Here is a 22697-nt window from a genome sequence, read left to right on the forward strand (position 1 = left end):
CGCTCTGTGCGACGTTTCCGATTTTTGTGACAAGCCGTCTACCTTGCACGCGTGAGGCAAGGAATGATTGCCGGTCGTCACAACAAGGAGAAGAAAAAGATGTTGCGAGCGGTAAGGGGAGGGCTGCTGTTCGGCCTGCTGGGGAGCGTCGCGATGCCGGCGCTGGGGGACTACGTCACGGTGATTTCCTTTGGCGGCGCCAACAAGGCCGCACAGGAAGAGGCCTTCTACAAGCCATTCAAGGAAGCCACCGGCAATGCTGTCGTGCACGGCTCCTACAACGGTGATCTGGCCAAGCTCAAGCGCATGGTCGAGATCAGCCATGTGTCCTGGGACGTTGTGGAAGTCGAGGCACCGGAGCTGGCGCGCGGGTGCGAGGAAGGGCTGTTCATGAAGCTCGACCAGAAGACCGTGGGCAATCTCGCCGACTTCGTTCCCGGTGCCGTGCAGCCTTGCGGCATTGGCATCTTCGTCTGGACCACGCTGCTCGCCTACAACCAGGACAAGGTGCAAGGTGCTCCTGCCAGTTGGGCCGATTTCTGGGATGTGAAGAAGTATCCGGGCAAGCGCGGGCTTCGGTGGGGAGCGAAGTACAGCCTGGAATTCGCCCTGATGGCCGACGGCGTCGCGCCCAAGGATGTCTATAAGGTGCTGTCCACCAACGATGGCGTCGACCGCGCGTTCCGCAAGCTGGACGAACTCAAGCCCTACATCAACTGGTGGAAATCCGGCCAGGATCCGGTGCGCGACCTCGCCGACGGCACTGTGGTGATGAGCTCCGCCTACAACGGCCGCATCGCCGCCGCGCAGGGCGAGCAGAAGGGCTTCCGCATGGTCTGGACTGGCGGCATCTACGACTTCGACTTCTGGGCGTTGCCGTCGGGCGTGTTCAAGAAGGAACTGGCCGAGCAATTCGTCAATTTCGCCAGCCAGCCGAAGCAGCAGAAGGCCTTCGCCGAGAACATTGCCTACGGCCCGACCAACCGCAAGGCGGTCGAGCTGCTGGCGCCGGACGTAGCCGCCAACCTGCCGACAGCGCCGCAGAACATCGCCAATGCGGTCGGCATGAATGTGAGTTTCTGGGCCGAACACGGCGACGCGCTGGAGAAGCGCTTCCAGGCCTGGGCCAAGCGCTGAGGCCGATTGTCTGGACCCGCCTTGGCGCGGCGGGTCCGCCAGTTCAATTCACCATGTTTTGTAGGGCAATCCCTACAAAGCATCATCTCTAAGCCTTATAGCAATCTCTCATACCGCCCGATTTGCGTGGTGCCCTGGCTTCTCTAGGCTTGAGAACAACGGCATTACAAAAAAACAAAGGTGCGGTTATGGCCGAGAATCAGGCAAACGATGTACTGGTCAGCTTCCGTGGCGTGCAGAAGAGCTACGACGGCGAATCTCTCATCGTGAAGGACCTCAATCTGGACATTCGCAAAGGCGAATTCCTGACGCTGCTGGGGCCTTCCGGTTCCGGCAAGACCACCAGCCTGATGATGCTGGCCGGTTTCGAAACCCCTACCGCCGGTGAAATCCTCCTCGCCGGCCGCGCGATCAACAACGTCCCCCCGCACAAGCGCGACATCGGCATGGTGTTCCAGAACTATGCGCTGTTCCCGCACATGACGGTGGCCGAGAACCTGGCCTTCCCGCTCAGCGTCCGCGGCATGAGCAAGACCGACGTGAGCGAGAGGGTCAAGCGCGCGCTGTCGATGGTGCAGCTCGACGCTTTCGGCGGCCGCTATCCGGGCCAGCTCTCCGGCGGCCAGCAGCAGCGCGTGGCGCTGGCTCGCGCGCTGGTGTTCGAACCGCAACTGGTGCTGATGGACGAACCCCTGGGTGCGCTCGACAAGCAACTGCGCGAGCACATGCAGATGGAGATCAAGCATATCCACCAGCGCCTGGGCGTCACCGTGGTCTATGTGACTCACGACCAGGGCGAAGCGCTGACCATGTCTGACCGCGTGGCCGTCTTCCACCAGGGCGAGATCCAGCAGATCGCGCCGCCGGCCGAGCTTTACGAACACCCGCGCAACTCCTTCGTGGCGAACTTCATTGGCGAGAACAACCGCATCGCCGGCCAGTTGGCTGCCCGCGACGGCGAGCGTTGCACCGTCAGCCTGGCGCGCGGCGAGAAGGTCGAGGCACTGGCAGTCAACGTCGGCGAAATCGGCGACACCGTCAGCCTGTCGATCCGCCCGGAACGCGTGCGCCTGAACGGCCGTAGCGAGAACTGCGTGAACCGCTTCTCCGGTCGCGTGGCCGAGTTCATTTACCTTGGCGATCACGTGCGTATCCGCCTCGAGGTTTGTGGCCGCACCGATTTCTTCGTCAAACAGCCGATCGCCGAGCTCGACCCCGCGCTCAGTGTTGGCGACGTAGTACCGCTGGGCTGGGAAGTCGAGCACGTGCGCGCGCTCGATCCGCTATCGGCGGCGTGACAGCGCGCTCCGGCCACTCCCGGACGCATCCAAGAAAAACAAACCTGCACACTGTGGAGAGAACAATAATGTCGAAGTCCTTGAAAGCAGCGGGTCTCAAGCTCGCGGCACTGAGTGTCGGCCTGGCCTGCGCGGCCCAGGTAATGGCCGCGACCGACCTGACCGTGGTGTCCTTCGGCGGCGCCAACAAGAACGCCCAGGTGAAGGCGTTCTACGAGCCCTACGAAAAAACCACCGGCAACAAGATTGTCGCCGGCGAATACAACGGTGAGATGGCCAAGGTGAAAGCCATGGTCGATACCAACAGCGTTTCCTGGGACCTGGTGGAAGTCGAATCGCCGGAACTGGCTCGCGGCTGCGACGAGGGCCTGTTCGAGGAAATCGACCCGGCTATCCTCGGCAAGGCCGAGGACTACGTTCCGGGTGCCGTGACCAACTGCGGCGTGGGCTTCTTCGTCTGGTCCACCGTGCTGGCCTACAACGCCGACAAGCTCAAGACCGCTCCGGCCAACTGGGCCGACTTCTGGGATACCAAGAAATTCCCGGGCAAGCGCGGCCTGCGCAAGGGTGCCAAGTACACCCTGGAATTCGCCCTGATGGCCGACGGCGTTGCGCCCAAGGACGTCTACAAGGTGCTGGCCACCAAGGAAGGCCAGGACCGCGCCTTCAAGAAGCTCGACGAGATCAAGCCGAGCATCCAGTGGTGGGAAGCCGGCGCGCAGCCGCCGCAGTACCTCGCCTCCGGCGATGTGGTGATGAGCTCCGCCTACAACGGCCGCATCGCCGCTGTGCAGAAGGAGAGCAACCTGAAGATCGTCTGGAACGGCGGCATCTACGACTTCGACGCCTGGGCCATCCCGAAGGGCGCCAAGAAGACCGACGAGAGCCTGAAGTTCATCGCCTTCTCGGTCAAACCCGAGCAGCAGAAGATCTACTCGGAGAATATCGCCTACGGCCCGGTGAACAAGAACGCGGTTCCGCTGTTGAACAAGGAATTGCTGAAGGACATGCCGACCACTCCGGAAAACATGGAGAACCAGGTTGGTATGGACGTCGCCTTCTGGGCTGACTTCGGCGAGCAACTGGAACAGCGCTTCAACGCCTGGGCCGCCAAGTAAGGGGCGCCAGCAAAAAACTGTTCTGGCGTTGTTGCCAGGCCTTGCCGTACTGACAGGTACTGTCAGCGGCAGGGCTCCGGCCAGAAACGTTCGCCCAGTTCTGCAAGCCCGGACCGCCGCGGCCTCCAGGGCCGCGACGGACCGCAACCGCCGGCCCTTTCCGGCGGTTGCGCCAAACACCACACCTTGGCCGCTCCCGGGCGGCCTGTTTTACCGGAGTTCGCTATGGCCACCGCTGTGTCTTTGAACGAGGTCGCCGGCCCTACCCTCAAGCAGCGCCTGGCGCGCGCGGAGCGGATGAACCGTCTGAAGTCCCAGGCGCTGATCCTGCCCCTGCTGGTCTTCCTGCTCCTGACTTTCCTAGTGCCCATCGCGGCGCTGCTCTACAAGAGCGTGAACAACCCCGAGGTCGTCGGCGCGCTGCCGTTGACCGTCAACGCCATTTCCGAATGGGACGGCAAGTCGCTGCCTTCGGATGCGGTGTACAAGGCGCTGAGCGAAGACCTCGTTGCCGCGCGCAAGAACCAGACCATCGGCGACCTTTCCAAACGCCTGAACATGGAGCTGGCCGGCTACCGCAGCCTGCTGGCCAAGACCGCCCGCGCCTTGCCGTTCAAGGAGCAGCCGGCGTCCTACAAGGATGCGATGGAGGCCCTCGACGAGCGCTGGGGCGACCCGGCGTACTGGCAGGCGATCCGTCGCAACGCCAGCCACCTCACCCCCTATTACCTGCTGGCCGCCGTCGACCACCGTATCGACGATCTCGGTGAGATCGCGCGCGCCACGCCGGACCAGTCGATCTACCTGGACATCTTCGCCCGCACCTTCTGGATGGGCGCGGTGATCACCGTGATCTGCCTGCTGCTGGCCTACCCGCTGGCCTACCTGCTGGCCAACCTGCCTACGCGCAAGAGCAACCTGCTGATGATCATGGTGCTGCTGCCGTTCTGGACCTCGATCCTGGTACGCGTCGCCGCATGGATCGTGTTGTTGCAGTCCGGCGGTCTGATCAACGGCGCGCTGCTCAAGATGGGTCTGATCGATCAGCCGCTGCAGTTGGTGTTCAACCGTACCGGCGTGTACATCTCGATGGTCCACATCATGCTGCCGTTCATGATCCTGCCGATCTACAGCGTGATGAAGGGCATCTCCCCGAGCTATATGCGTGCCGCGATTTCGCTGGGCTGTCACCCGTTCGCCAGCTTCTGGAAGGTCTACTTCCCGCAGACCGTGGCCGGTGTCGGCGCCGGTTGCCTGCTGGTGTTCATCCTGTCGATCGGCTACTACATCACCCCGGCGCTGCTGGGCAGCCCGAACGACCAGATGGTCAGCTACTTCGTCGCCTTCTACACCAACACCACCATCAACTGGGGCATGGCCACGGCCCTGGGCGGCCTGCTGCTGTTCGCCACCCTGGTGCTCTACGTGATCTACGGCTGGCTGGTCGGCGCGAGCCGCCTGCGCCTGGGCTGATGAGGAGAACAAGAAGATGCTGAGCCCGTACATGTCCCCGGTCGAACGCGTGTGGTTCTACACCCTGCGCATCCTCTGCGGCCTGATCCTGCTGTTCCTGGTGTTGCCGGTGCTGGTGATCGTGCCGCTGTCGTTCAACTCCGGCACCTTCCTGGTCTATCCGCTGCAGGGTTTCTCCCTGCGCTGGTACGCCGACTTCTTCAACTCCGCGGAGTGGATGCGCTCGCTGACCAACAGCATGATCGTCGCCCCGGCGGCGACCGTGCTGGCGATGGTCTTCGGCACCCTGGCGGCCATCGGCCTGACCCGTGGCGAGTTCCGCGGCAAGGCGCTGGTGATGAGCCTGGTGATTTCGCCGATGGTGGTGCCGGTGGTGATCATCGGCGTGGCCAGCTACCTGTTCTTCGCGCCCCTGGGCCTGGGTAACAGCTACATCTCGCTGATCATCGTGCACGCCGTGCTGGGCGTACCTTTCGTCATCATCACCGTGTCCGCGACCCTGCAGGGCTTCAACTACAACCTGGTGCGCGCCGCCGCCAGCCTGGGCGCGCCGCCGGTGCTGACCTTCTTCAAGGTCACCCTGCCGCTGATCGCCCCCGGGGTGATCTCCGGCGCGCTGTTCGCCTTCGCCACCTCGTTCGACGAAGTGGTGGTGACGCTGTTCCTCGCCGGCCCCGAGCAGGCCACCCTGCCGCGCCAGATGTTCAGCGGCATCCGCGAGAACCTCAGCCCGACCATCGCCGCCGCGGCGACCCTGCTGATCGGCTTCTCCGTCCTGCTCCTGCTCACCCTTGAGTGGCTGCGCGGCCGCAGCGAGAAACTGCGTACCGCCCCGACTTCCTGATTCACAGTGTTTCGCGGACGGTTCCGTCGCCGTGCTCACCCACGGCGGCGGGATCGATCCGCGATCTTTTTTCGCCCTGTCAATTCAGCACTTTCCGTATCGGCCATCGGTGCAATCATCGGTGCGATCCCCTTCGAGCCGTCCGAGCGGCTACAATGCGCGCCAATCGTGATTCCGCCCACAGAGGTGCGCCATGCAACCCTACGCCATCGCTCCGTCGATCCTTTCCGCCGACTTCGCCCGTCTGGGCGAGGACGTGGACAAGGTGCTCGCCGCCGGCGCCGACATCGTTCACTTCGACGTGATGGACAATCACTACGTGCCGAACCTCACCATCGGCCCGATGGTCTGCTCGGCACTGCGCAAGTACGGCGTCACCGCGCCCATCGACGTCCATCTGATGGTTTCCCCGGTTGACCGCATCATCGGCGACTTCATCGAAGCCGGCGCCACCTACATCACCTTCCACCCGGAGGCCTCTCAGCACATCGACCGTTCCCTGCAACTGATCAAGGACGGTGGCTGCAAGGCCGGCCTGGTGTTCAACCCGGCTACTTCGCTGGATGCGCTGAAATACGTGATGGACAAGATCGACATGGTCCTCCTGATGAGCGTGAACCCCGGCTTCGGCGGGCAGAAGTTCATTCCCGGCACCCTCGACAAGCTGCGTGAAGCCCGTGCGCTGATCGATGCCTCCGGGCGCGATATCCGCCTGGAAATCGACGGTGGGGTGAACGTCAAGAACATCCGCGAGATCGCCGAAGCGGGCGCCGACACCTTCGTCGCCGGTTCCGCCATCTTCAACGCACCGGACTACGCAGAGGTTATCCGCGCCATGCACGCCGAGCTTGCGCAGGCGCGCAAGTGATGAGCGCTGTGCAACCGCTGTTCGCCGGGCATCTGCCGCGTCTGGTGATGTTCGACCTGGATGGCACCCTGGTGGATTCGGTTCCCGACCTCGCCGCTGCGGTGGATAAAATGCTGCAGGAGCTCGGCCGCCCGCCCGCGGGCCTCGACGCCGTGCGCCACTGGGTCGGCAACGGTGCCCGAGTGCTGGTGCGCCGCGCCCTGGCCGGCGGCATAGAGCATGACGGCGTGAGCGAGGAAGACACCGAGCGCGCCCTCGAACTCTTCATGGAAGCCTACGCCGACAGCCACGAGTTCACCGTGGTCTATCCCGGTGTGGTGGACACCCTGAAGTGGCTGAAGAAACAGGGTGTCGAGCTGGCGCTGATCACCAACAAGCCCGAACGCTTCGTCGGTCCGTTGCTCGACGAGAAAAAGCTGGGCAAGTTCTTCCGCTGGATCATCGGTGGCGACACCCTGCCGCAGCAGAAGCCGGACCCGGCCGCGTTGCTGTTCGTGATGAAGATGGCCGGTGTCAGCGCCAACGAGTCCCTGTTCGTCGGCGATTCATGCAACGACATCCTCGCCGCCAAGGCTGCTGGTGTGCGTAGCGTGGGCCTGACCTACGGCTACAACCACGGTCGTCCGATCGCCGAGGAAGCTCCCACCGTGGTGGTGGACGATCTGCGCCAACTGCTGCCTTGCTTCGGTTCCGGCAACGCGATAGTGTTGCCCGACACCTGCTCCAACCCCTCTCAGCGAGACCGCACCGTGGATACGGCTCCCCACACGCTCTGGATGAAAGTCATCAAGGCCCTGGCCCGCTGGCGCTGGCGCGCCTGACATCCCCTGGCCGGTTCGCCCGGCGCGTGTGTGCACCCAAGACCGTTTCCCCTCAGAGCCTGTTGACCCTCCGCCGCGCGCCGGCAGAGCCGCAAAGCGCGAAACAGGCTCCTATTCCACGAGGCTGATCATGACCCGCGAAGAATTCCAGCGCCTGGCCGCCGAAGGCTACAACCGCATTCCGCTGACCTGCGAAACCCTCGCCGACTTCGACACCCCGCTGTCGATCTACCTGAAGCTCGCCGACGGCCCCAACACCTACCTGCTCGAATCCGTGCAGGGCGGCGAAAAATGGGGGCGCTACTCCATCATCGGCCTGCCGAGCCGTACCGTGCTGCGGGTCTACGGGCACCAGGCGAACATCAAGGTCGATGGCGTCGAGACCGAAAGTTTCGAGTGCGCCGATCCGCTGGCCTTCGTGGAAGCGTTCAAGGAGCGTTATCGGGTACCGACCCTGCCGGGGCTGCCGCGCTTCAACGGCGGGCTCGTCGGCTACTTCGGCTACGACTGCGTGCGCTACGTCGAGCCGCGCCTGGCACGGTGTCCGAATCCCGACCCGCTGAACAACCCCGATATCCTGCTGATGGTGTCCGATGCCGTTGTGGTGTTCGACAACCTGGCCGGCAAGATGCACGCCATTGTCCTCGCCGACCCGGACCAGGCCGACGCCTACGACAAGGGCCTGGAGCGCCTGGAAGAATTGCTGGAGCGCCTGCGCCAGCCGATCACCCCGCGCCGTGGCCTGGACTTCGGCGCCGTCAACGCGCCGGAGCCGCAGTTCCGCGCCAGCTTCACCCGCGAGGACTACGAACGTGCAGTCGGCACCATCAAGGAATACATCCTCGCCGGCGACTGCATGCAGGTCGTGCCATCGCAGCGGATGTCCATCGACTTCGCCGCCGCGCCCATCGATCTCTACCGCGCCCTGCGTTGCTTCAACCCGACGCCCTACATGTACTTCTTCAATTTCGGCGACTTCCACGTCGTCGGCAGTTCGCCGGAAGTGCTGGTGCGTGTGGAAGATGGCGAAGTCACCGTGCGTCCGATCGCTGGCACGCGTCCGCGTGGCGCTACCGAGGAAGCTGACCGCGCGCTGGAAGACGACCTGCTGTCTGACGCCAAGGAAATCGCCGAGCACCTGATGCTCATCGACCTGGGCCGCAACGATGTGGGGCGCGTTTCCCAGACCGGCACCGTGAAAGTCACCGAGCAGATGGTGATCGAGCGCTATTCCAACGTGATGCACATCGTCTCCAACGTGAACGGCCAATTGAAGGAAGGCATGAGCGCGATGGACGCCCTGCGCGCGATCCTGCCAGCCGGCACCCTGTCCGGTGCGCCGAAGATTCGCGCGATGGAAATCATCGACGAGCTGGAGCCGGTCAAGCGGGGCGTCTATGGCGGCGCTGTGGGTTATCTCGCCTGGAACGGCAACATGGACACTGCCATCGCCATTCGTACCGCGGTGATCAAGAACGGCGAACTGCACGTGCAGGCCGGCGGCGGCATCGTTGCCGACTCGGTGCCGGCGGCGGAGTGGGAAGAAACCATCAACAAGCGCCGCGCCATGTTCCGCGCTGTCGCGCTGGCCGAGCACACCGCGCGCCTGCACGGTAAAGGCTGAGTTTCCGCCCGACGAAAAAGCCCCGCTTTGGCGGGGCTTTTTTCATTGCGTCTCGGGAGATGCTCACCGGGCGTCCTTCGTACCGGCGCCGGGCACATGGGGCGGCAGTATCAGCTCGCCTGACGCTGCTCCACCACCCGCAGGTTCGCCTTGCGGTGGGCGAGGGCCGCGTCTGCCTGCTGCGAGCGTTCTTCGACATAGGCGGCGAGGTGATCCACGGCGACGTACTGCATCGCCTTGTGGCTGTCGTCCAGTGTGGTCACTGGCAGGGCGATCCGCCCGCAGGACAGTGCCTTGCTGAAATTCTCCCGGTTCAGGTTGCGGAACCAGCGCTCGCGTACCTGCTCCAGCGGCACCAGCACGTCTCCGAAGATCTGATAGACCAGATGTACCGTTTCCGGGCGCGGTGCGTGGCGGACTTCTGCGGTCGGCTGCATGGGACTCTCCTGTTCCGATGGTTGTAGCGACAGAAGAAATATAGCCCAGGTTGTATTTTGGTGCAATCGTTTGTAGGAAAAATCCCCGCCGAAACGGCGATCGAGGATCAGCGGACCAGGGTCGGCGCGCGGCGATGGCGCACGGTAGACCACCAGAACACCCAGCCGATCATGCGGATCTGCCCGCTGTTCAGTTGCTCCGGCGGGTACTCCTCGTCGGGGTATTCGTCGCGGTTGAAGCTGCGCAGGCGGATGCCGCCGCCGGGCAGTCGATAGACGAACTTCACCCGCAGCATGCCCTCGTGCTCCAGGGCGTAGATCTCGCCATCGGTGATGTGCGTGGTGGCGGTATCGATGCCGATGGTGGAGCCGTCCATGATCAGCGGTTCCATGCTGTTGCCGGTGAGCTGGGCGCAGATCGCCGCCGCCGGATCGACCCCCGCGGCACGCAGCGTGGCGTACGAGAAACGCAGCTTGCGCCCCTCTATCTCGCGTACTGCGGTACGGCCGGCGCCGGCCGCCAGTTCCACTTCCTTGTACAGGCGCAATTCCACTTCGTCCTCGTCCAGCGGTGTTTCGCTATCCCACGGATGCAGCGGTTCCAGTTGCAGCGGGCTGCCATCGGCGGGCCGGCTTGTCGGCCCGCCGACCGATGGCGTCGAGATGCCTTCGCCGGTGCCGAGCCAGGTCGGCGAAACGCCCAGGGCGCTGGCTATCTCGATCAGCTTGCGCGTACTCAGCGCCTTGCCCGAGGTCAGCTTGTGGATGGTGTTCTGCGAAACCCCGGCAAGCTCGGCCAGGGTTTCCTGCTTCAGGTTGCGTGCGGCCATCGCCTGTTTCAGGCGGTCGGCCAGCGTCGATGAGGGGTTCTTGTCCATGCAGGCACTCTACATCCTGGGTTGTAGGCTGTAAATAGCTTTGGTGTTGACTAATTATAGCTATGGTTGTAATCATAAAAGCCAGCAGCCCATCGAGCCGAGATAACCCCGGTTCGCGGGCTGAGGGGAAGTGGACGACTTCCCGCCGCCGCGGCAGGGATGCCTCGGGTTGCCTGTAGACCGTGATGCGCGGTGCAGGCTGAAGGGCGCGGGTGGGCCAGGAGGGCGCCGCCCGCGCACCGGCAAGGGACGCTGCCACGACGAGCTGGCGTCCGCGACGAACAGATCGCGACTGACCACCACAGGGCGGCCGAAGGCTCGGCGACCACGGAGGAGGCGTCGCCAGGAGGACCTTCATGAATCAACACCCTTACCGTGCCATGCGGCACGCCCGCACCGCCGAAGCGGAGGTGCGTCATGGCTGACATCGCCGACTACGCCAACGACCTGATGCTGGAACGCCTCGACGACATGTTGCACAGCCGGCGCAGCGTGACGCTCACCAGCTCCGCCGAGTTCTGCGAGGACTGCGGCGACGACATCCCCTCGGCGCGCCGCCTGGCCGCACCCGGGTGCACGCGCTGCATCGATTGCCAGGCCCTGGATGAACTGGAGCGGCGGCACTGAGCCGCCCTGGAGGATGCGACGTGATCAAGCCGATCGATGAAATGCTCAAGCTCTGGGCCGAGGAACTGCACAACCCGGGCAGTGCCGGAGGCGGTTATGCCGGCGGCAACCTGCTGGCGATGATGATGGCCAACAAGGGCGAGATGGTGCGCGGCACACGAGGCAGCCGGGTGATCCTCGACCGTGTCGGCGAGCTGGACCTGATCGTCAACCAGTTGCCCGAGGAGCAGAAGCAGGTCGTGACCGAGCACTACCTCAACCGCGACAGCGAAGCCTCGCAGAAGTACCGGCATTGCCGCTGCAGCCGCAACACCTTCTACCTGCGCCTGCACGTGGCGCACCAGACCATCCAGTCGCGGCTCATGCGCCGCGTGGCCTGAGCGGGCGCCCCGGCAGCGGGGCGCCTCCGCGGCTGATCTTTTGTCCAATTGCCGATACAGTAGCGCGCAGTGCGACGCTCCGATGGCGGTCGAGCACGACCGCCGATAATCAACGATAAGAAGTATCGGAAGAGGACCTTCAATGCTTGTCTGGGACGATCATCGTTTCACCATCCGCAGCCATGTCTTTCAGACTATCCGGGGACTGTCCGACCTGTTCTTCCTGAAAGAGGCGGACGGCTACATCCTCGGCAAACCGCGTCGCTACATCGACAAGTATGTCGAGCACCTCGCCACCCAGCGGCAGCGCAACATCTTCGAACTGGGCATCTTCCGTGGCGGCAGCACGGTCTTCCTCAATGAGTTCTTCCAGCCGGCGCACCTGGTCGCCATCGATTTCATGGAGAAGCCGGCGGCCCAGTTGGACCGCTATATCGCCGAGCATGGTGCCGGGCGAGTCAAGGCGTTCTATGGGGTCAACCAGGCCGACAGTGGCCGCCTGAATGCCATCTGCGATGCCGAGTTCGCCGGTGAGCCGCTGGACCTGGTGGTGGATGACGCTTCGCACTTCCTCTCGGAAACCCGCATCTCGTTCAACACGCTGTTCCCGCGGCTCAAGGCCGGCGGCAGCTATGTGATCGAGGATTGGGCCTGGGCGCACCAGGCGGTCGAGGTCGAGGGCTTGAAGAAGCCCTTCGCCGGCAAGGAATCGCTGGCCAACCTGGTGATCGAGATTCTCCTGGCCAGCGTCAGCCACCCGCAGTTGATCGACGAGGTCGTCGTCAATGACGGCTTCATTATCGTGCGCAAGGGTGAGGCTGCCACGCCGGAAAGCTTCGACATCGGCCAGATGGGGTATCTGCTGGCTCGCCAGGTGGGCGGTGGCGACTACTTCGCGCGTTTCCAGTAAGCCCTGAACGATATGAACAATGCGGCGGCGCTCTCGGGCGTGCGCCGCATTTTTTCATTCCTGGCGCAAGACTCGCCGAGCGGTTAGGCGCGGCAGGCGAGCATCGTCGTCGGACGTTTGCGACGCAGCGTCGGGGTATATGCAAGGGCGTTGCCGGTACATCGCCCCCCTATTGCAGTGCATTGCCCGAGAGGCCTTGTTCCGGCGGGAATCGGGGGGTAAAAAGTAGTCATTCTTGTAAAGGTGCATCCCCAGAGAGCACAACGCGAAACACGCAAAGCCCGGCCATCGAGCCGGGCTTTTTCATTCCCGCGTTTTTTGCCCCGTGCGCTGAGCCGGGGCGGTCGGCCCTGCCGACAGTCATCCCCGGTCGGCTGATAGTCGCCGGTTTCGCCCGGTCCCGGGCGTCTTTATTCAAGGTGAGCCAATGGGCAACGAATCTCAGACCCTGGCGGAAATGCCGGTGTGGGTACTGATTCTGCTCGCCGCCGCGGGCGGCGTGAGCGGAGAAATGTGGCGGGCCGACAAGGCCGGCCTCAACGGCTGGAGGTTGCTGCGGCGCCTGGCCCTGCGCTCGGGGGCGTCGATCATCTGCGGCGTGGCGGTGATGTTCCTGGCGATGGCCTGTGGCGCGGCGCTGATGCTGGCCGCCGCCATCGGCAGCCTGACTGCCGCGGCCGGCGCGGAGATCGCCGTCAGCCTCTATGAACGCTGGGCGGCGCGCCGGCTGGGTATCGGCGAGTTGCCGCCGGAAGATCGCAACCAGGTCTGACAGAGCGCCATTGGCAAGGAGATTTCATGAGTGATCAACCCCTGACCCCGGATCTGCTGCTGGCGGCGATCGAGCAGACGCTCGCGCCGAGGCTTCCGGAAATCGCCAGCATCGTGCGCGGGCCGCTGCTGGCAGTGCCGGCGACGCTGCCGGCGCTCGCGCTGGAGTTCGCCGAAATGGTGCCTGGCCGGGACCCGGGCAGCGGCGAGACCGCGCTGCTGTGCCGGATGCAGGCACGCATCCTGCTGGCGCGCGACGACGCGACTGCGGAAGTGCTGGCGCTGCGCAGCGTCGCAGCCCTGCTGGTCGCGCTGCGGGCGCAGGACTGGGGGCTGCCGCTGGAGGCGGTCAGCCTGATCCACGCGCAGCCGGATGACGGAGCCGCTGCGTTGGCCAACTGCCGCGTCTGGCTGGTGGAGTGGCATCAGCCATTGTTGCTGGGCGAACCCGAGTGGCCGTGGGAAGACCAGCCGCCGGGCAGCCTGGTGCTGGGCTTCGACCCGGAGACCGGGCCGGGCCATGAGGGCGACTACTTCTCGCCGGAGTCCATGCAATGAACCAGGACTACGTGAGCGCCGAGCATGACCGCATGCTCGCCGCTTTGATCATGCCCTGCGAGGTGGTGGCGGTGGACCTTGCGGCAGCGCGGGTACGGGTGCGTTCGGGCGATTGGACCAGCGCCTGGGTCCGCTGGCATGCCCAGGCCGCTGGCGCCGCGAGACACTGGCGCGCGCCCAGCCTGGGGGAGCAGGGCGTACTGCTCAGCCCCTCGGGCAGCGCTGCTCTGGGCACCTTCGTGCCCGGCCTGTTCGGTGCGGCTGCTGCTGCGCCGAACAACCGTGGCGAGGTCGAGAGCTGGCACTTTCCCGATGGCGCGATGCTGAGCTACGACTGGCAGGCCCATCGCTACGATCTGCAACTGCCGACCGGCACCGCGACGCTGAAAGTGGGCGGCACGCAGGTGCAGATCGTCGATGCGGCTGTCACCGTGAAGTCGGCCAGCATCGCGCTGCAGGGACCGGTGACTATCGAAGGCACGCTGACGGTGAACGGTAACGTCACCAGCTCGGGCTCGATCATGGATGCCGCCGGCAACAGCAACCACCATACCCACTGAATCCATTCGTCTTTCAACCCGGGCCCGCGATACGCGGGCCTTTGCATTTCTGGAGACTCGTCATGGGCAGAATCCCTATCGGGCGCCCCGCTAGCGGGAGGTCGCAGCCATGATCGGCATGGACCGACGCACCGGCCAGCCGCTTACGGGGCTGGCGCACCTCAAGCAATCCATCGAAGACATCCTCACCACGCCCCTGGGGGCCCGGCGCATGCGTCCGGAGTACGGCAGCCGCCTGCGGCGCATGGTCGACTTGCCGGTGACCGAAGGCTGGAAGGGTGCCGTACAGGCGGAAGTCGCCCGCGCCGTCGGCCGCTGGGAACCGCGCATTCGCCTGCAATCGGTACAGGTGGTCGCCGTGCTCGACGGCAGCGTGACCTTCCAGTTGCGCGGCCTTTACCTGGGCGATGACGTTGCCCTGGAGGTGCGTGCATGAGCCTTATCGACCTGTCGCAACTGCCGGCGCCGGAAGTCGTCGAGACGCTGGATTACGAAGCGCTCTACGAGGAATTGCTGGGCGACTTTCGCGCGGCGCTCGGCGAAGGCTGGACCGCGTCGCTGGAATCGGACCCGGTGGTGAAGCTGCTGGAACTGGCGGCCTATCGCGAGATGCTGTTGCGCGCCCGGATCAACGACGCTGCCCGCGCGGTGATGCTGGGTTACGCGACACGCAGCGATCTTGACCAACTGGCCGCCGGCTACAACGTGAAGCGCCTGGTGATCCAGGAGGCCGACCCGACAGCGAGCCCGCCGAAGGGGGCTGTGCTGGAGAGCGACGACTCGCTGCGCAACCGCACCCAACTGGCCTTCGACCAACTGTCGGTGGCGGGCCCGCGCAACGCCTATGTGGCCTTCGCCCTGGGCGCCGACGGGCGCATCGCGGATGTCTCGGCGATCAGCCCGGCGCCCTGCGAGGCGCTGGTCAGCGTGCTGTCGTCGGAAGGCGACGGCCAGGCCTCCGAAGCGGTGCTCGATGCCGTGCGCCAGGCACTGTCGGACGAGGATGTGCGCCCGGTGGGCGACCGCCTGACAGTGCAGTCGGCGACCATCGTGTCCTACGACGTGGATGCGCTGCTGTACATCTACCCCGGTCCCGAGGCGGAACTCATTCAGCAGGCCGCCGAAGCATCGCTACAGAGCTACATCGCCACGCAACGGCGCATTGGCCGTGACATCCGCCGCTCGGCGCTGTTCGCCGCGCTGCATGTCGAGGGCGTACAGCGCGTCGAGCTGGCCGCGCCGGTGGCGGATGTCGTACTCGACGCCACCCAGGCGGCCTATTGCACGGGCTACCGGATACGCGTGGGAGGTTCGGATGAGTAGTCGACTGCTGCCCTCGAACTCGACGTCGCTGGAGCGCGTGCTGGCCGACGTGCAGGTGAATGACCTGCCGGTGCCATTGCGCGAGCTGATGGACCCACAGCGCTGCCCCGTCGCCTTGCTGCCATACCTGGCCTGGGCCTGGTCGGTGGACCGCTGGGACCCGCAGTGGCAGGAGAGTGTGAAGCGCAATGCGGTGGCCGCAGCGTTCCGCATCCACCAGCACAAGGGAACCATCGCCGCGCTGCGGCGGGTGGTGGAGCCGCTGGGATACCTGCTGGAGATCGTCGAGTGGTGGCAAACCACGCCGCCGGGCGAGCCAGGCACCTTCCGCATGCGCATCGGCGTGCTGGAAAGCGGCATCACCGAAGCGATGTACGAGGAAGTGGAGCGCCTGATCGAGGACGCCAAGCCGCTCACCCGGCATCTCATCGGGCTGGATATCAGCCTGGAATCGCGAGGCCGCATCGGCGTCGGCGCCGCCCAGTACGACGGTGGCAGCGTCACCGTCTATCCGTACCTCGCGGAGCTCATTGAAGTGACCGGGCGCCACGGCGCGCCTGGCCGCGAACATTCCATCGATAGCTTGAGTGTCTACCCATGCCCGTGACTTACTTCGCCCTTCTCACCACGACAGGCGCTGCCAAGCTGGCAAACGCCGCGGCAGTGGGCTCGCCGCTGAAAATCACCCGCCTTGCCGTCGGCGACGGCGCGGGTAGCGTACCGACACCCGACGCCAACCGCACCGCCCTGGTCAACGAAGTGCGCCGGGCGCCGCTGAATCAACTGAACATCGACCCGGCCAACAGCTCGCAGATCGTCGCCGAGCAGATCATCCCCGCCGACGCGGGAGGCTGGTGGATTCGCGAAATGGGGCTGTACGACGAAAGCGGCGCGCTGATCGCTTACGCCAACTGCGCGCCCTCCTACAAGCCGCTGCTGGCGGAAGGCAGTGGCCGGACCCAGACGGTGCGCATGGTACTGATCGTCGGCAACACGGCGTCGGTGGATTTGCGCTTCGACGCGAGCCTGGTGGTCGCGACCCGGGAGTACGTCGACGACGCCATCTCCACGGCAATCAACCGCCTGGACTACAAGCAGTCGGTGCGCGCGGCAACCACGGCGAACATCACGCTGAGCGGTCTGCAGACTGTCGATGGTATCGCACTCGCGGCGGGCGACCGTGTGCTGGTGAAGGACCAGGTTGCCGCCAACGAGAACGGGATCTACGTGGCTTCGGCCGGCGTCTGGGTGCGTAGCGCCGATGCCGACGAGAGCGCCGAGGTGACTCCCGCGCTGACTGTCTCGGTCGAGAGTGGTGCCAGCCTCGCCGATAGTGTCTGGCAACTGATCACCGATGCGCCGATCAGCGTTGGTGCTACCCCGCTGGTCTTTCGGGACATCACCAATGGGTTGGCGCGGCTGGCATCGCCGGCATTCACCGGAAGCCCGACGGCGCCGACGCCATCTCCGTTCGACCGCGATACCAGCTTGGCCACGACGGAGTTCGTTCAGCGCGCGATTGGCAACTTCTCTGGTCAGACTAGTGCTAACACGACTCGCGCCCTGACTCTGGATATGGCTGGCCAGGTTATCAACTGCGGAAACACCATCACAGTGACGCTGCCAACTGGGACGTCCGAGGCGGTGGGCGCTACGTTTCAGATCAACAATGCTGGTAGCGGAGTTGTGACCGTGCAGGCCGCGGCCGGGCAAAGCTTGTACGGCGTAGGTAACAGTACGGCTCGTACGTTCGTTCTTGGCGCTGGTGATACCGTCACAGTCGCTTATGTGGGGGGGGCGTCCTGGTACGCATGGGGTGGCGTACAGCTTGGCGCGTCAGCTGGCTTTGCTTCCTTTCAACAACCCAACGGCTATCAGCGACTGCCCAGCGGGCTGATCATTCAGTGGGGAGTCGCCATCGGTGGGACTGGCGCACTGACTTCGGTTTATCCCATAGCTTTCCCTAATGCCGTTCTGCAAGTGACCGCAACGCTGGCGGACAAGACTATTGGCAGCGTGGGCGGTATTAGCCTCTACCTGAACGCTTCTACCATCGCCAATAAAACGGCCATCACTGTCACCGTCAATGGGAGCGATAGCGCGGGAGCAACAGCTGCCCGTTACATCGCCATCGGTTACTGAGGAGAAGTCCATGACTATTTACTCGAGCAAACGCTTTAGTGCTTTTTATGACGATAACGTTCATCTGCCTGAGCAGATCCCTGACGACGCAGTAGAGATCACCCACGAACACTGGCGAGCACTGCTGGAGGGGCAGGTAAACGGGAAGGTTATCGACTTCGATAGCGGAGACATTCCACAACTGATCGACCCGCCGGTTGATACCAGTCCCGAGCGCTACACCCGCGATATCGCCACCCGCCGCTACCAGGCCGAGATATCCGGCATCACCACCAATGGCATGGCACTACCGACCGACCGCGACAGCCAGGCACTGGTGAACGGCGCGGCACTGGCCGCTGTCGTTGATCCGGCATACCGCTGCCAGTGGAAGACGCTCGACGGCTTCATCGATCTGCAGGCGCCGCAGATTCTCGAAATGGCCGCCGCTGTACGCTTGCACGTCCAGACCTGCTTCGACCGCGAAGCGGAACTGCTCGACCACCTGGAAAAAGGCACCTTCACCGAAGACATGCTCGACCACGGCTGGCCTGCCTGAACATCGAGCCTGTGAAGGAAGTTTCCCGCAACCGCCACCTGGCGGTTTTTTTACACCCGCAGGGTGCCGGTGAGCCTGTTGGGCCCCGGCGAACCTGCATCTCTTGCATGAGCATCTATCAATGGCTGCAACTTATTTCGTACTTCTGACGTCGCTGGGTGCCAGCAGGCTGGCGACCGCTACTGCCACCGGCACGACGCTGAAGCTCACCCATATGGGCGTTGGCGACGGCGGTGGCATCGTTCCCGTGCCGGAGGCCGGTCGCACCGCACTGGTCAGCGAGAAACGGCGCGCGGAAATCAGCCGGCTCTCGGTCGACCCGAAGAATCCACAACAGATCATCGTCGAGCAGGTCATCCCCGAGGAAATCGGTGGCTGGTGGATTCGCGAGATGGGGCTGTATGACGAGAGCGGCGCGCTGATCGCCTATGCCAACTGTGCCCCGACCTACAAGCCGATGCTGGTCGAAGGCAGCGGCCGCAGCCAGACTATTCGCATGATCCTGGCGGTCGACAGCACGGGTTCCGTGGAGCTGAAGATCGACCCGAGCGTGGTGCTGGCCACCCGAGAGTATGTCGACAGCGCCATCGTCACGGCGATGAACCGCCTGGACTACAAGCAGTCAGTGCGCGCGGCGACCACGGTGAACATCTCGCTGAGCGGTCTGCAGACTGTCGATGGTGTTGTGCTGGCAACTGGCGACCGGGTTCTGGTGAAGAGCCAGAGTACCGGCAGCCAGAATGGTATCTATGTCGCAGGGGGCGGTGCCTGGGCGCGTAGTGCCGATGCCGACGAAAACGCCGAAGTTACTCCGGCGCTCACCGTGTCGGTCGAGAGTGGCACCACTCAGGCTGACTCTGTCTGGCAATTGATCACCGATGCGCCAATCGTCATCGGTACTACTGGGCTGGTGTTTCAGGACATCACCAATGGTCTGGCACGGCTGGCATCGCCTGCCTTTACCGGAGTTCCTAGCGCTCCAACTGCGCTGCTTGGCACCAATACGCAGCAGTTGGCTACTACCGCGTTTGTACAAGATGCGCTCAGGGCACGTCAGCAGCGTTTCACGTCGTCTGGTTCGTTTACCGTTCCGAATGGTGTGACCACGCTCTATCTGAGTGGCTGCGGCGGCGGGTCCGGCGGCGGCGGCGGTGGCGGTTTCGTCGCGTCGGGCTCTGGGGGCGGCGGCGGCGGCGGTGCGGGCCAGAGTGCAATCAAGGTACCCGTGAACGTCTCGCCAGGCCAGGTCATCGCTGTGACCATTGGTGCAGGGGGCAGCTTGGGGGCCGGGGGAGCACCCGGTGCGAATGGTGTGGCCGGCTCGGCAGGCGGCGTTACTTCTTTTGGTTCGTTGCTGACGCTTGCCGGCGGCTCCCCTTCTTCAGGCGGGAATGCTATCTACGGCAACGGCGGGGCTGGCGGAATTGGTGGGACTTATGGCGGCGGCTACGGTGGCGATGGCCGAGGCTTTGGAGGTGATGGTGGCGATGGCGGCTCTGGGCCATTCGGTACCGGTGGGGGAGGTGGCCGTGCTGGCGCCAATACTGGTTTTATCGGTGTGCCCGGTTACGGCTATGGCACCGGAGGCGCAGGTGGCGGCGCTGCCTATAACTCCGGTAGTGGCGCGCCCGGTACGGCTGGCTTGCCGGGTTTACTGATCGTGGAGTGGTAAATATGAGTGATCGCTATGTGATTGTCGAAGGCGCCTCCGTGGTGGCGGTCGCCATGCGGGATGAGCCCAGCACCTAGCCGTTGCCGGTTGGACAATCCGCCCAACGGTCGGATGTCGCCGGTGTGGGCTGGATCTATGGAAATGGCGAGCTGACACCCCCATCGAGTCCAGTGGTGGCGCCCCCATCTTTCAAGGAGAGAGCGGCTCTGATCGGCGTTTACCGCTACCAGGCCGAAACCGCCAGCATCACCGTCAACGGCATGGCCTTGCTCAGCGATCGGGATAGCCAGTCGCTGCTTACCAGTGCCGCGCTGGAAGCAGTGATCGATCCGGCCTACCGCTGCCAATGGAAAATCCCCAGCGGCTTCGTCGACCTGGACGCACAACAGATCATTACTTTGGCCCGCGCCATGCGCGCCCATGTGCAGGCCTGCTTCGACCGCGAAGCCGAACTGCTCGACCACCTGGAAAAAGGCACCTTCACCGAAGACATGCTCGACCAGGGCTGGCCTGCCTGACGCGCCTTCAAAAGTACTGCCCACCGCACCCGCGGATCGGGCCAACAACCAACCGCCTACTGGCGGTTTTTTTATGTCTGGAGAAAATCTATGAGCTTCTTTCACGGCGTAACCGTGACCAATGTCGACGTCGGTGCGCGCACCATTGCGCTGCCGTCGTCCTCGATCATCGGCCTGGTGGATACCTTCACCCCCGAAGCCAAGCTGACCGCGCAGGCCGACATGCCGGTGCTGCTCACCAGCCTGCGTGAAGCGGCGGCCGCGTTCGGTACCGCGTCGGCGATCTACAAGTCCTGCACCGCGATCTTCACCCAGTCCGCCGCGGTGGTCGTGGCGGTTGGCGTGGCCAAGGTCGAGGATGCCGCGCAGCAGACCTCCGCGATCATCGGCACCGTAACCCAGGCCGGTCAGCGTACCGGCTTGCAGGCGCTGCTCGATGGCAAGTCGCGCTTCAATGCCCAGCCGCGCCTGTTGGTCGCGCCGAAGCATTCCGCCACCCAGGCGGTAGCCACCGCGATGGGCGCCCTGGCCGACAAGCTGCGTGCCATCGCCATCGTCGATGGTCCGAACACCACTGACGAGGCGGCCATCGCCTACGCCGGCGAGTTCGGCAGCAAGCGTATCTACCTGGTCGATCCGGGCGTGCAGTACTGGGACACCGCCAGCAGCGCCACCGTCGACGCAGCGGCCTCGGCCAACGCCGCCGCGCTGTTCGCCTGGACCGACAGCCAGTACGGCTTCTGGTCCTCGCCGTCGAACAAGGAGCTGCTCGGCATCACCGGCACCAGCCGCCCGATCGAATTCCTCGACGGCGACGAGACCTGCCGCGCCAACCTGCTCAACAACGCCAACATCACCACCATCATCCGCGACGACGGCTATCGCCTGTGGGGTAACCGCACCCTGTCCAGCGATGCCAAGTGGGCCTTCGTGACCCGCGTGCGGACGATGGACATGGTGATGGACGCGATCCTCGCCGGGCACAAGTGGGCGGTCGACCGCGGCATCACCAAGACCTACGTGAAGGACGTCACCGAGGGCCTGCAAGCCTTCATGCGCGACCTGAAGAACCAGGGCGCGGTGATCGACTTCGAAGTCTACGCCGACCCGGAACTCAACACCGCCAGCCAACTGGCCCAGGGCAAGGTGTACTGGAACATCCGCTTCACCGACGTGCCGCCGGCCGAGAACCCCAACTTCCGTGTCGAGGTGACCGATCAGTGGCTCACCGAAGTACTGGACGCAGCTTAAGGAGAATTTCGAATGATTCCGCAGATCCTCATCAACACCAACCTGTTCGTCGACGGCGTCAGCTTCGCCGGTGACGTACCTTCTCTCACCCTGCCGGTGCTCAAGGTCAAGACTCAGGAGTACCGTGCCGGTGGCATGGACGCCCCGGTCCTGCTCGATGTCGGCCTGGAAGCACTGGAAGCCAAGTTCACCACCAACGGCGCTCGCCGCGAGGCGATGAAGTTCTTCGGACTGAGCGACCAGGGCGCCTTCAACGGTACCTTCCGTGGCTCGTTCAAGACCCAGAAGGGCACCTCCGTGCCGGTGGTTGCCACCGTTCGCGGCATGCTCAAGGAGATCAATCCGGGCGACTGGAAAGCCGGCGACCTGGCCGCCTGCACCTACAGCGTGGCGGTCTCCTACTACAAGCTGGAGATCGAGGGCCGCGAGATGTTCGAGATCGATCCGGCCAACTCCGTGCGCAAGGTCAATGGCGTCGACCAGCTCGCCAGCATGCGCACCGACCTGGGCGTGTGAGGTGAACCGTGATGCATGACTCTCTGCAACAGCCTGCCTGGCTGAGCGTTTCCGACGATGCGGCGGTGGTGAAACTATCGCGCCCGACCGCGTGCAATGGCGTCGATGTCGATGCCCTGACCCTGCGCGCGCCGACCGTGCGCGACATCCGTCTGGCCAGCAAGGTCGCCAGCGATGACGAGGAGCGCGAACTGCAGCTCTTCGCTTCGCTGGCGCAGGTCAGTCGGCAGGATCTGGAGGGCCTGAAGCTCAGCGACTACCAGCGCCTGCAACAGGCCTACTTTCGCCTGGTGCGAGACGACGGGGATGACCTTCGCGCTGATGCGCCAGCTGGCGCGGCGTCTGGCGGCTGAGTCGGGCTTCACGGCCCGCGAGCTGGAACGCATGACCCTCGGCGACCTGCGATGGTGGCTGGGGGACGATGCGAGCTAGT

26 protein-coding genes are annotated in these 22697 nt (G+C 64.3%); 24 read left to right on the top strand and 2 right to left on the bottom strand.

The genetic code is table 11. The annotated features are described in order from the left end of the window. Nucleotides 1–99: 99 nt before the first annotated feature. From OU419_RS02940 to trpE, 8 genes are all read left to right on the top strand, one after another. Nucleotides 100–1137, top strand: a complete 1038-nt coding sequence (locus OU419_RS02940) for an ABC transporter substrate-binding protein (protein WP_254470213.1) — start codon at nucleotides 100–102, stop codon at nucleotides 1135–1137. Nucleotides 1138–1325: 188 nt separating this feature from the next. Beyond that, complete coding sequence (locus OU419_RS02945) at nucleotides 1326–2435, top strand: ABC transporter ATP-binding protein (RefSeq protein WP_254470214.1); 1110 nt, start codon at nucleotides 1326–1328, stop codon at nucleotides 2433–2435. A gap of 68 nt (nucleotides 2436–2503) precedes the next feature. Beyond that, nucleotides 2504–3553 carry an ABC transporter substrate-binding protein gene (locus tag OU419_RS02950; RefSeq protein ID WP_254470216.1) on the top strand — a complete coding sequence of 350 codons (1050 nt, stop codon included), beginning with the start codon at nucleotides 2504–2506 and terminating at the stop codon, nucleotides 3551–3553. Nucleotides 3554–3778: 225 nt separating this feature from the next. Next, entirely contained in the window at nucleotides 3779–5026 is a 1248-nt protein-coding gene (locus tag OU419_RS02955; protein ID WP_254470218.1) for an ABC transporter permease, read from the top strand. Between the two features lie 16 nt (nucleotides 5027–5042). Then, nucleotides 5043–5870, top strand: a complete 828-nt coding sequence (locus tag OU419_RS02960; RefSeq protein WP_254470220.1) for an ABC transporter permease — start codon at nucleotides 5043–5045, stop codon at nucleotides 5868–5870. Between the two features lie 193 nt (nucleotides 5871–6063). Further along, complete coding sequence (gene rpe, locus OU419_RS02965) at nucleotides 6064–6738, top strand: ribulose-phosphate 3-epimerase (RefSeq protein WP_254470221.1); 675 nt, start codon at nucleotides 6064–6066, stop codon at nucleotides 6736–6738. Further along, nucleotides 6738–7559: a phosphoglycolate phosphatase gene (locus OU419_RS02970; RefSeq protein ID WP_254470228.1), complete on the top strand. Its 822-nt coding sequence runs from the start codon at nucleotides 6738–6740 to the stop codon at nucleotides 7557–7559. Before rpe ends, OU419_RS02970 begins: the two co-directional genes overlap by 1 nt. A gap of 130 nt (nucleotides 7560–7689) precedes the next feature. Beyond that, a complete protein-coding gene (trpE, locus tag OU419_RS02975; RefSeq protein ID WP_254470229.1) occupies nucleotides 7690–9183 on the top strand; it encodes an anthranilate synthase component I in 1494 nt (497 codons plus the stop codon). Nucleotides 9184–9293: 110 nt separating this feature from the next. Here trpE and OU419_RS02980 read toward each other — a convergent pair whose 3' ends face one another. Both OU419_RS02980 and OU419_RS02985 read right to left on the bottom strand, forming a co-directional pair. Beyond that, on the bottom strand, nucleotides 9294–9620 hold the full coding sequence (locus OU419_RS02980; protein WP_254470232.1) for a pyocin activator PrtN family protein: 327 nt from the start codon (nucleotides 9618–9620) through the stop codon (nucleotides 9294–9296). A gap of 107 nt (nucleotides 9621–9727) precedes the next feature. Further along, entirely contained in the window at nucleotides 9728–10498 is a 771-nt protein-coding gene (locus OU419_RS02985) for an XRE family transcriptional regulator (RefSeq protein WP_254470234.1), read from the bottom strand. Nucleotides 10499–10915: 417 nt separating this feature from the next. Between OU419_RS02985 and OU419_RS02990 the strand changes: the two genes are divergently transcribed. The 16 genes from OU419_RS02990 to OU419_RS03065 all read left to right on the top strand — a co-directional run bounded on the left by OU419_RS02990 (nucleotide 10916) and on the right by OU419_RS03065 (nucleotide 22617). Continuing rightward, nucleotides 10916–11125 (top strand): TraR/DksA C4-type zinc finger protein, encoded by a 210-nt coding sequence (locus OU419_RS02990; RefSeq protein ID WP_254470236.1) that lies wholly within the window; start codon nucleotides 10916–10918, stop codon nucleotides 11123–11125. A gap of 20 nt (nucleotides 11126–11145) precedes the next feature. Further along, on the top strand, nucleotides 11146–11505 hold the full coding sequence (locus tag OU419_RS02995; RefSeq protein WP_254470237.1) for a PA0613 family protein: 360 nt from the start codon (nucleotides 11146–11148) through the stop codon (nucleotides 11503–11505). Nucleotides 11506–11647: 142 nt separating this feature from the next. Further along, entirely contained in the window at nucleotides 11648–12415 is a 768-nt protein-coding gene (locus OU419_RS03000; RefSeq protein WP_254470239.1) for a class I SAM-dependent methyltransferase, read from the top strand. A gap of 427 nt (nucleotides 12416–12842) precedes the next feature. Beyond that, entirely contained in the window at nucleotides 12843–13187 is a 345-nt protein-coding gene (locus tag OU419_RS03005) for a phage holin family protein (RefSeq protein WP_302328788.1), read from the top strand. A gap of 26 nt (nucleotides 13188–13213) precedes the next feature. Then, a complete protein-coding gene (locus OU419_RS03010) occupies nucleotides 13214–13744 on the top strand; it encodes a hypothetical protein (protein WP_254470241.1) in 531 nt (176 codons plus the stop codon). Further along, nucleotides 13741–14304, top strand: a complete 564-nt coding sequence (locus OU419_RS03015; RefSeq protein ID WP_254470242.1) for a phage baseplate assembly protein V — start codon at nucleotides 13741–13743, stop codon at nucleotides 14302–14304. Before OU419_RS03010 ends, OU419_RS03015 begins: the two co-directional genes overlap by 4 nt. A gap of 109 nt (nucleotides 14305–14413) precedes the next feature. Continuing rightward, on the top strand, nucleotides 14414–14740 hold the full coding sequence (locus OU419_RS03020; RefSeq protein ID WP_254470243.1) for a GPW/gp25 family protein: 327 nt from the start codon (nucleotides 14414–14416) through the stop codon (nucleotides 14738–14740). Next, nucleotides 14737–15627 (top strand): baseplate assembly protein, encoded by an 891-nt coding sequence (locus OU419_RS03025; RefSeq protein WP_254470244.1) that lies wholly within the window; start codon nucleotides 14737–14739, stop codon nucleotides 15625–15627. Before OU419_RS03020 ends, OU419_RS03025 begins: the two co-directional genes overlap by 4 nt. Next, nucleotides 15620–16234 (top strand): phage tail protein I, encoded by a 615-nt coding sequence (locus OU419_RS03030; RefSeq protein ID WP_254470250.1) that lies wholly within the window; start codon nucleotides 15620–15622, stop codon nucleotides 16232–16234. Before OU419_RS03025 ends, OU419_RS03030 begins: the two co-directional genes overlap by 8 nt. Continuing rightward, nucleotides 16225–17769 carry a phage tail protein gene (locus OU419_RS03035; RefSeq protein WP_254470252.1) on the top strand — a complete coding sequence of 515 codons (1545 nt, stop codon included), beginning with the start codon at nucleotides 16225–16227 and terminating at the stop codon, nucleotides 17767–17769. Before OU419_RS03030 ends, OU419_RS03035 begins: the two co-directional genes overlap by 10 nt. Nucleotides 17770–17779: 10 nt before the next feature. Continuing rightward, on the top strand, nucleotides 17780–18307 hold the full coding sequence (locus tag OU419_RS03040; protein ID WP_254470254.1) for a DUF4376 domain-containing protein: 528 nt from the start codon (nucleotides 17780–17782) through the stop codon (nucleotides 18305–18307). A 121-nt stretch (nucleotides 18308–18428) separates the two neighbouring features. After that, nucleotides 18429–19979, top strand: coding sequence for a phage tail protein (locus OU419_RS03045; protein WP_268172974.1), 1551 nt, complete (start codon nucleotides 18429–18431; stop codon nucleotides 19977–19979). A gap of 173 nt (nucleotides 19980–20152) precedes the next feature. Beyond that, complete coding sequence (locus OU419_RS03050; RefSeq protein ID WP_254470256.1) at nucleotides 20153–20497, top strand: DUF4376 domain-containing protein; 345 nt, start codon at nucleotides 20153–20155, stop codon at nucleotides 20495–20497. Nucleotides 20498–20587: 90 nt separating this feature from the next. Beyond that, entirely contained in the window at nucleotides 20588–21748 is a 1161-nt protein-coding gene (locus tag OU419_RS03055) for a phage tail sheath subtilisin-like domain-containing protein (protein WP_254470258.1), read from the top strand. A 12-nt stretch (nucleotides 21749–21760) separates the two neighbouring features. Then, nucleotides 21761–22264, top strand: a complete 504-nt coding sequence (locus OU419_RS03060; protein ID WP_254470260.1) for a phage major tail tube protein — start codon at nucleotides 21761–21763, stop codon at nucleotides 22262–22264. A gap of 11 nt (nucleotides 22265–22275) precedes the next feature. Continuing rightward, complete coding sequence (locus OU419_RS03065; protein WP_254470262.1) at nucleotides 22276–22617, top strand: phage tail assembly protein; 342 nt, start codon at nucleotides 22276–22278, stop codon at nucleotides 22615–22617. Nucleotides 22618–22697: the final 80 nt, after the last annotated feature.

It is taken from the genome of Pseudomonas triclosanedens (assembly GCF_026686735.1).
In the GTDB taxonomy this organism is placed as follows: Bacteria; Pseudomonadota; Gammaproteobacteria; order Pseudomonadales; family Pseudomonadaceae; genus Pseudomonas; species Pseudomonas triclosanedens.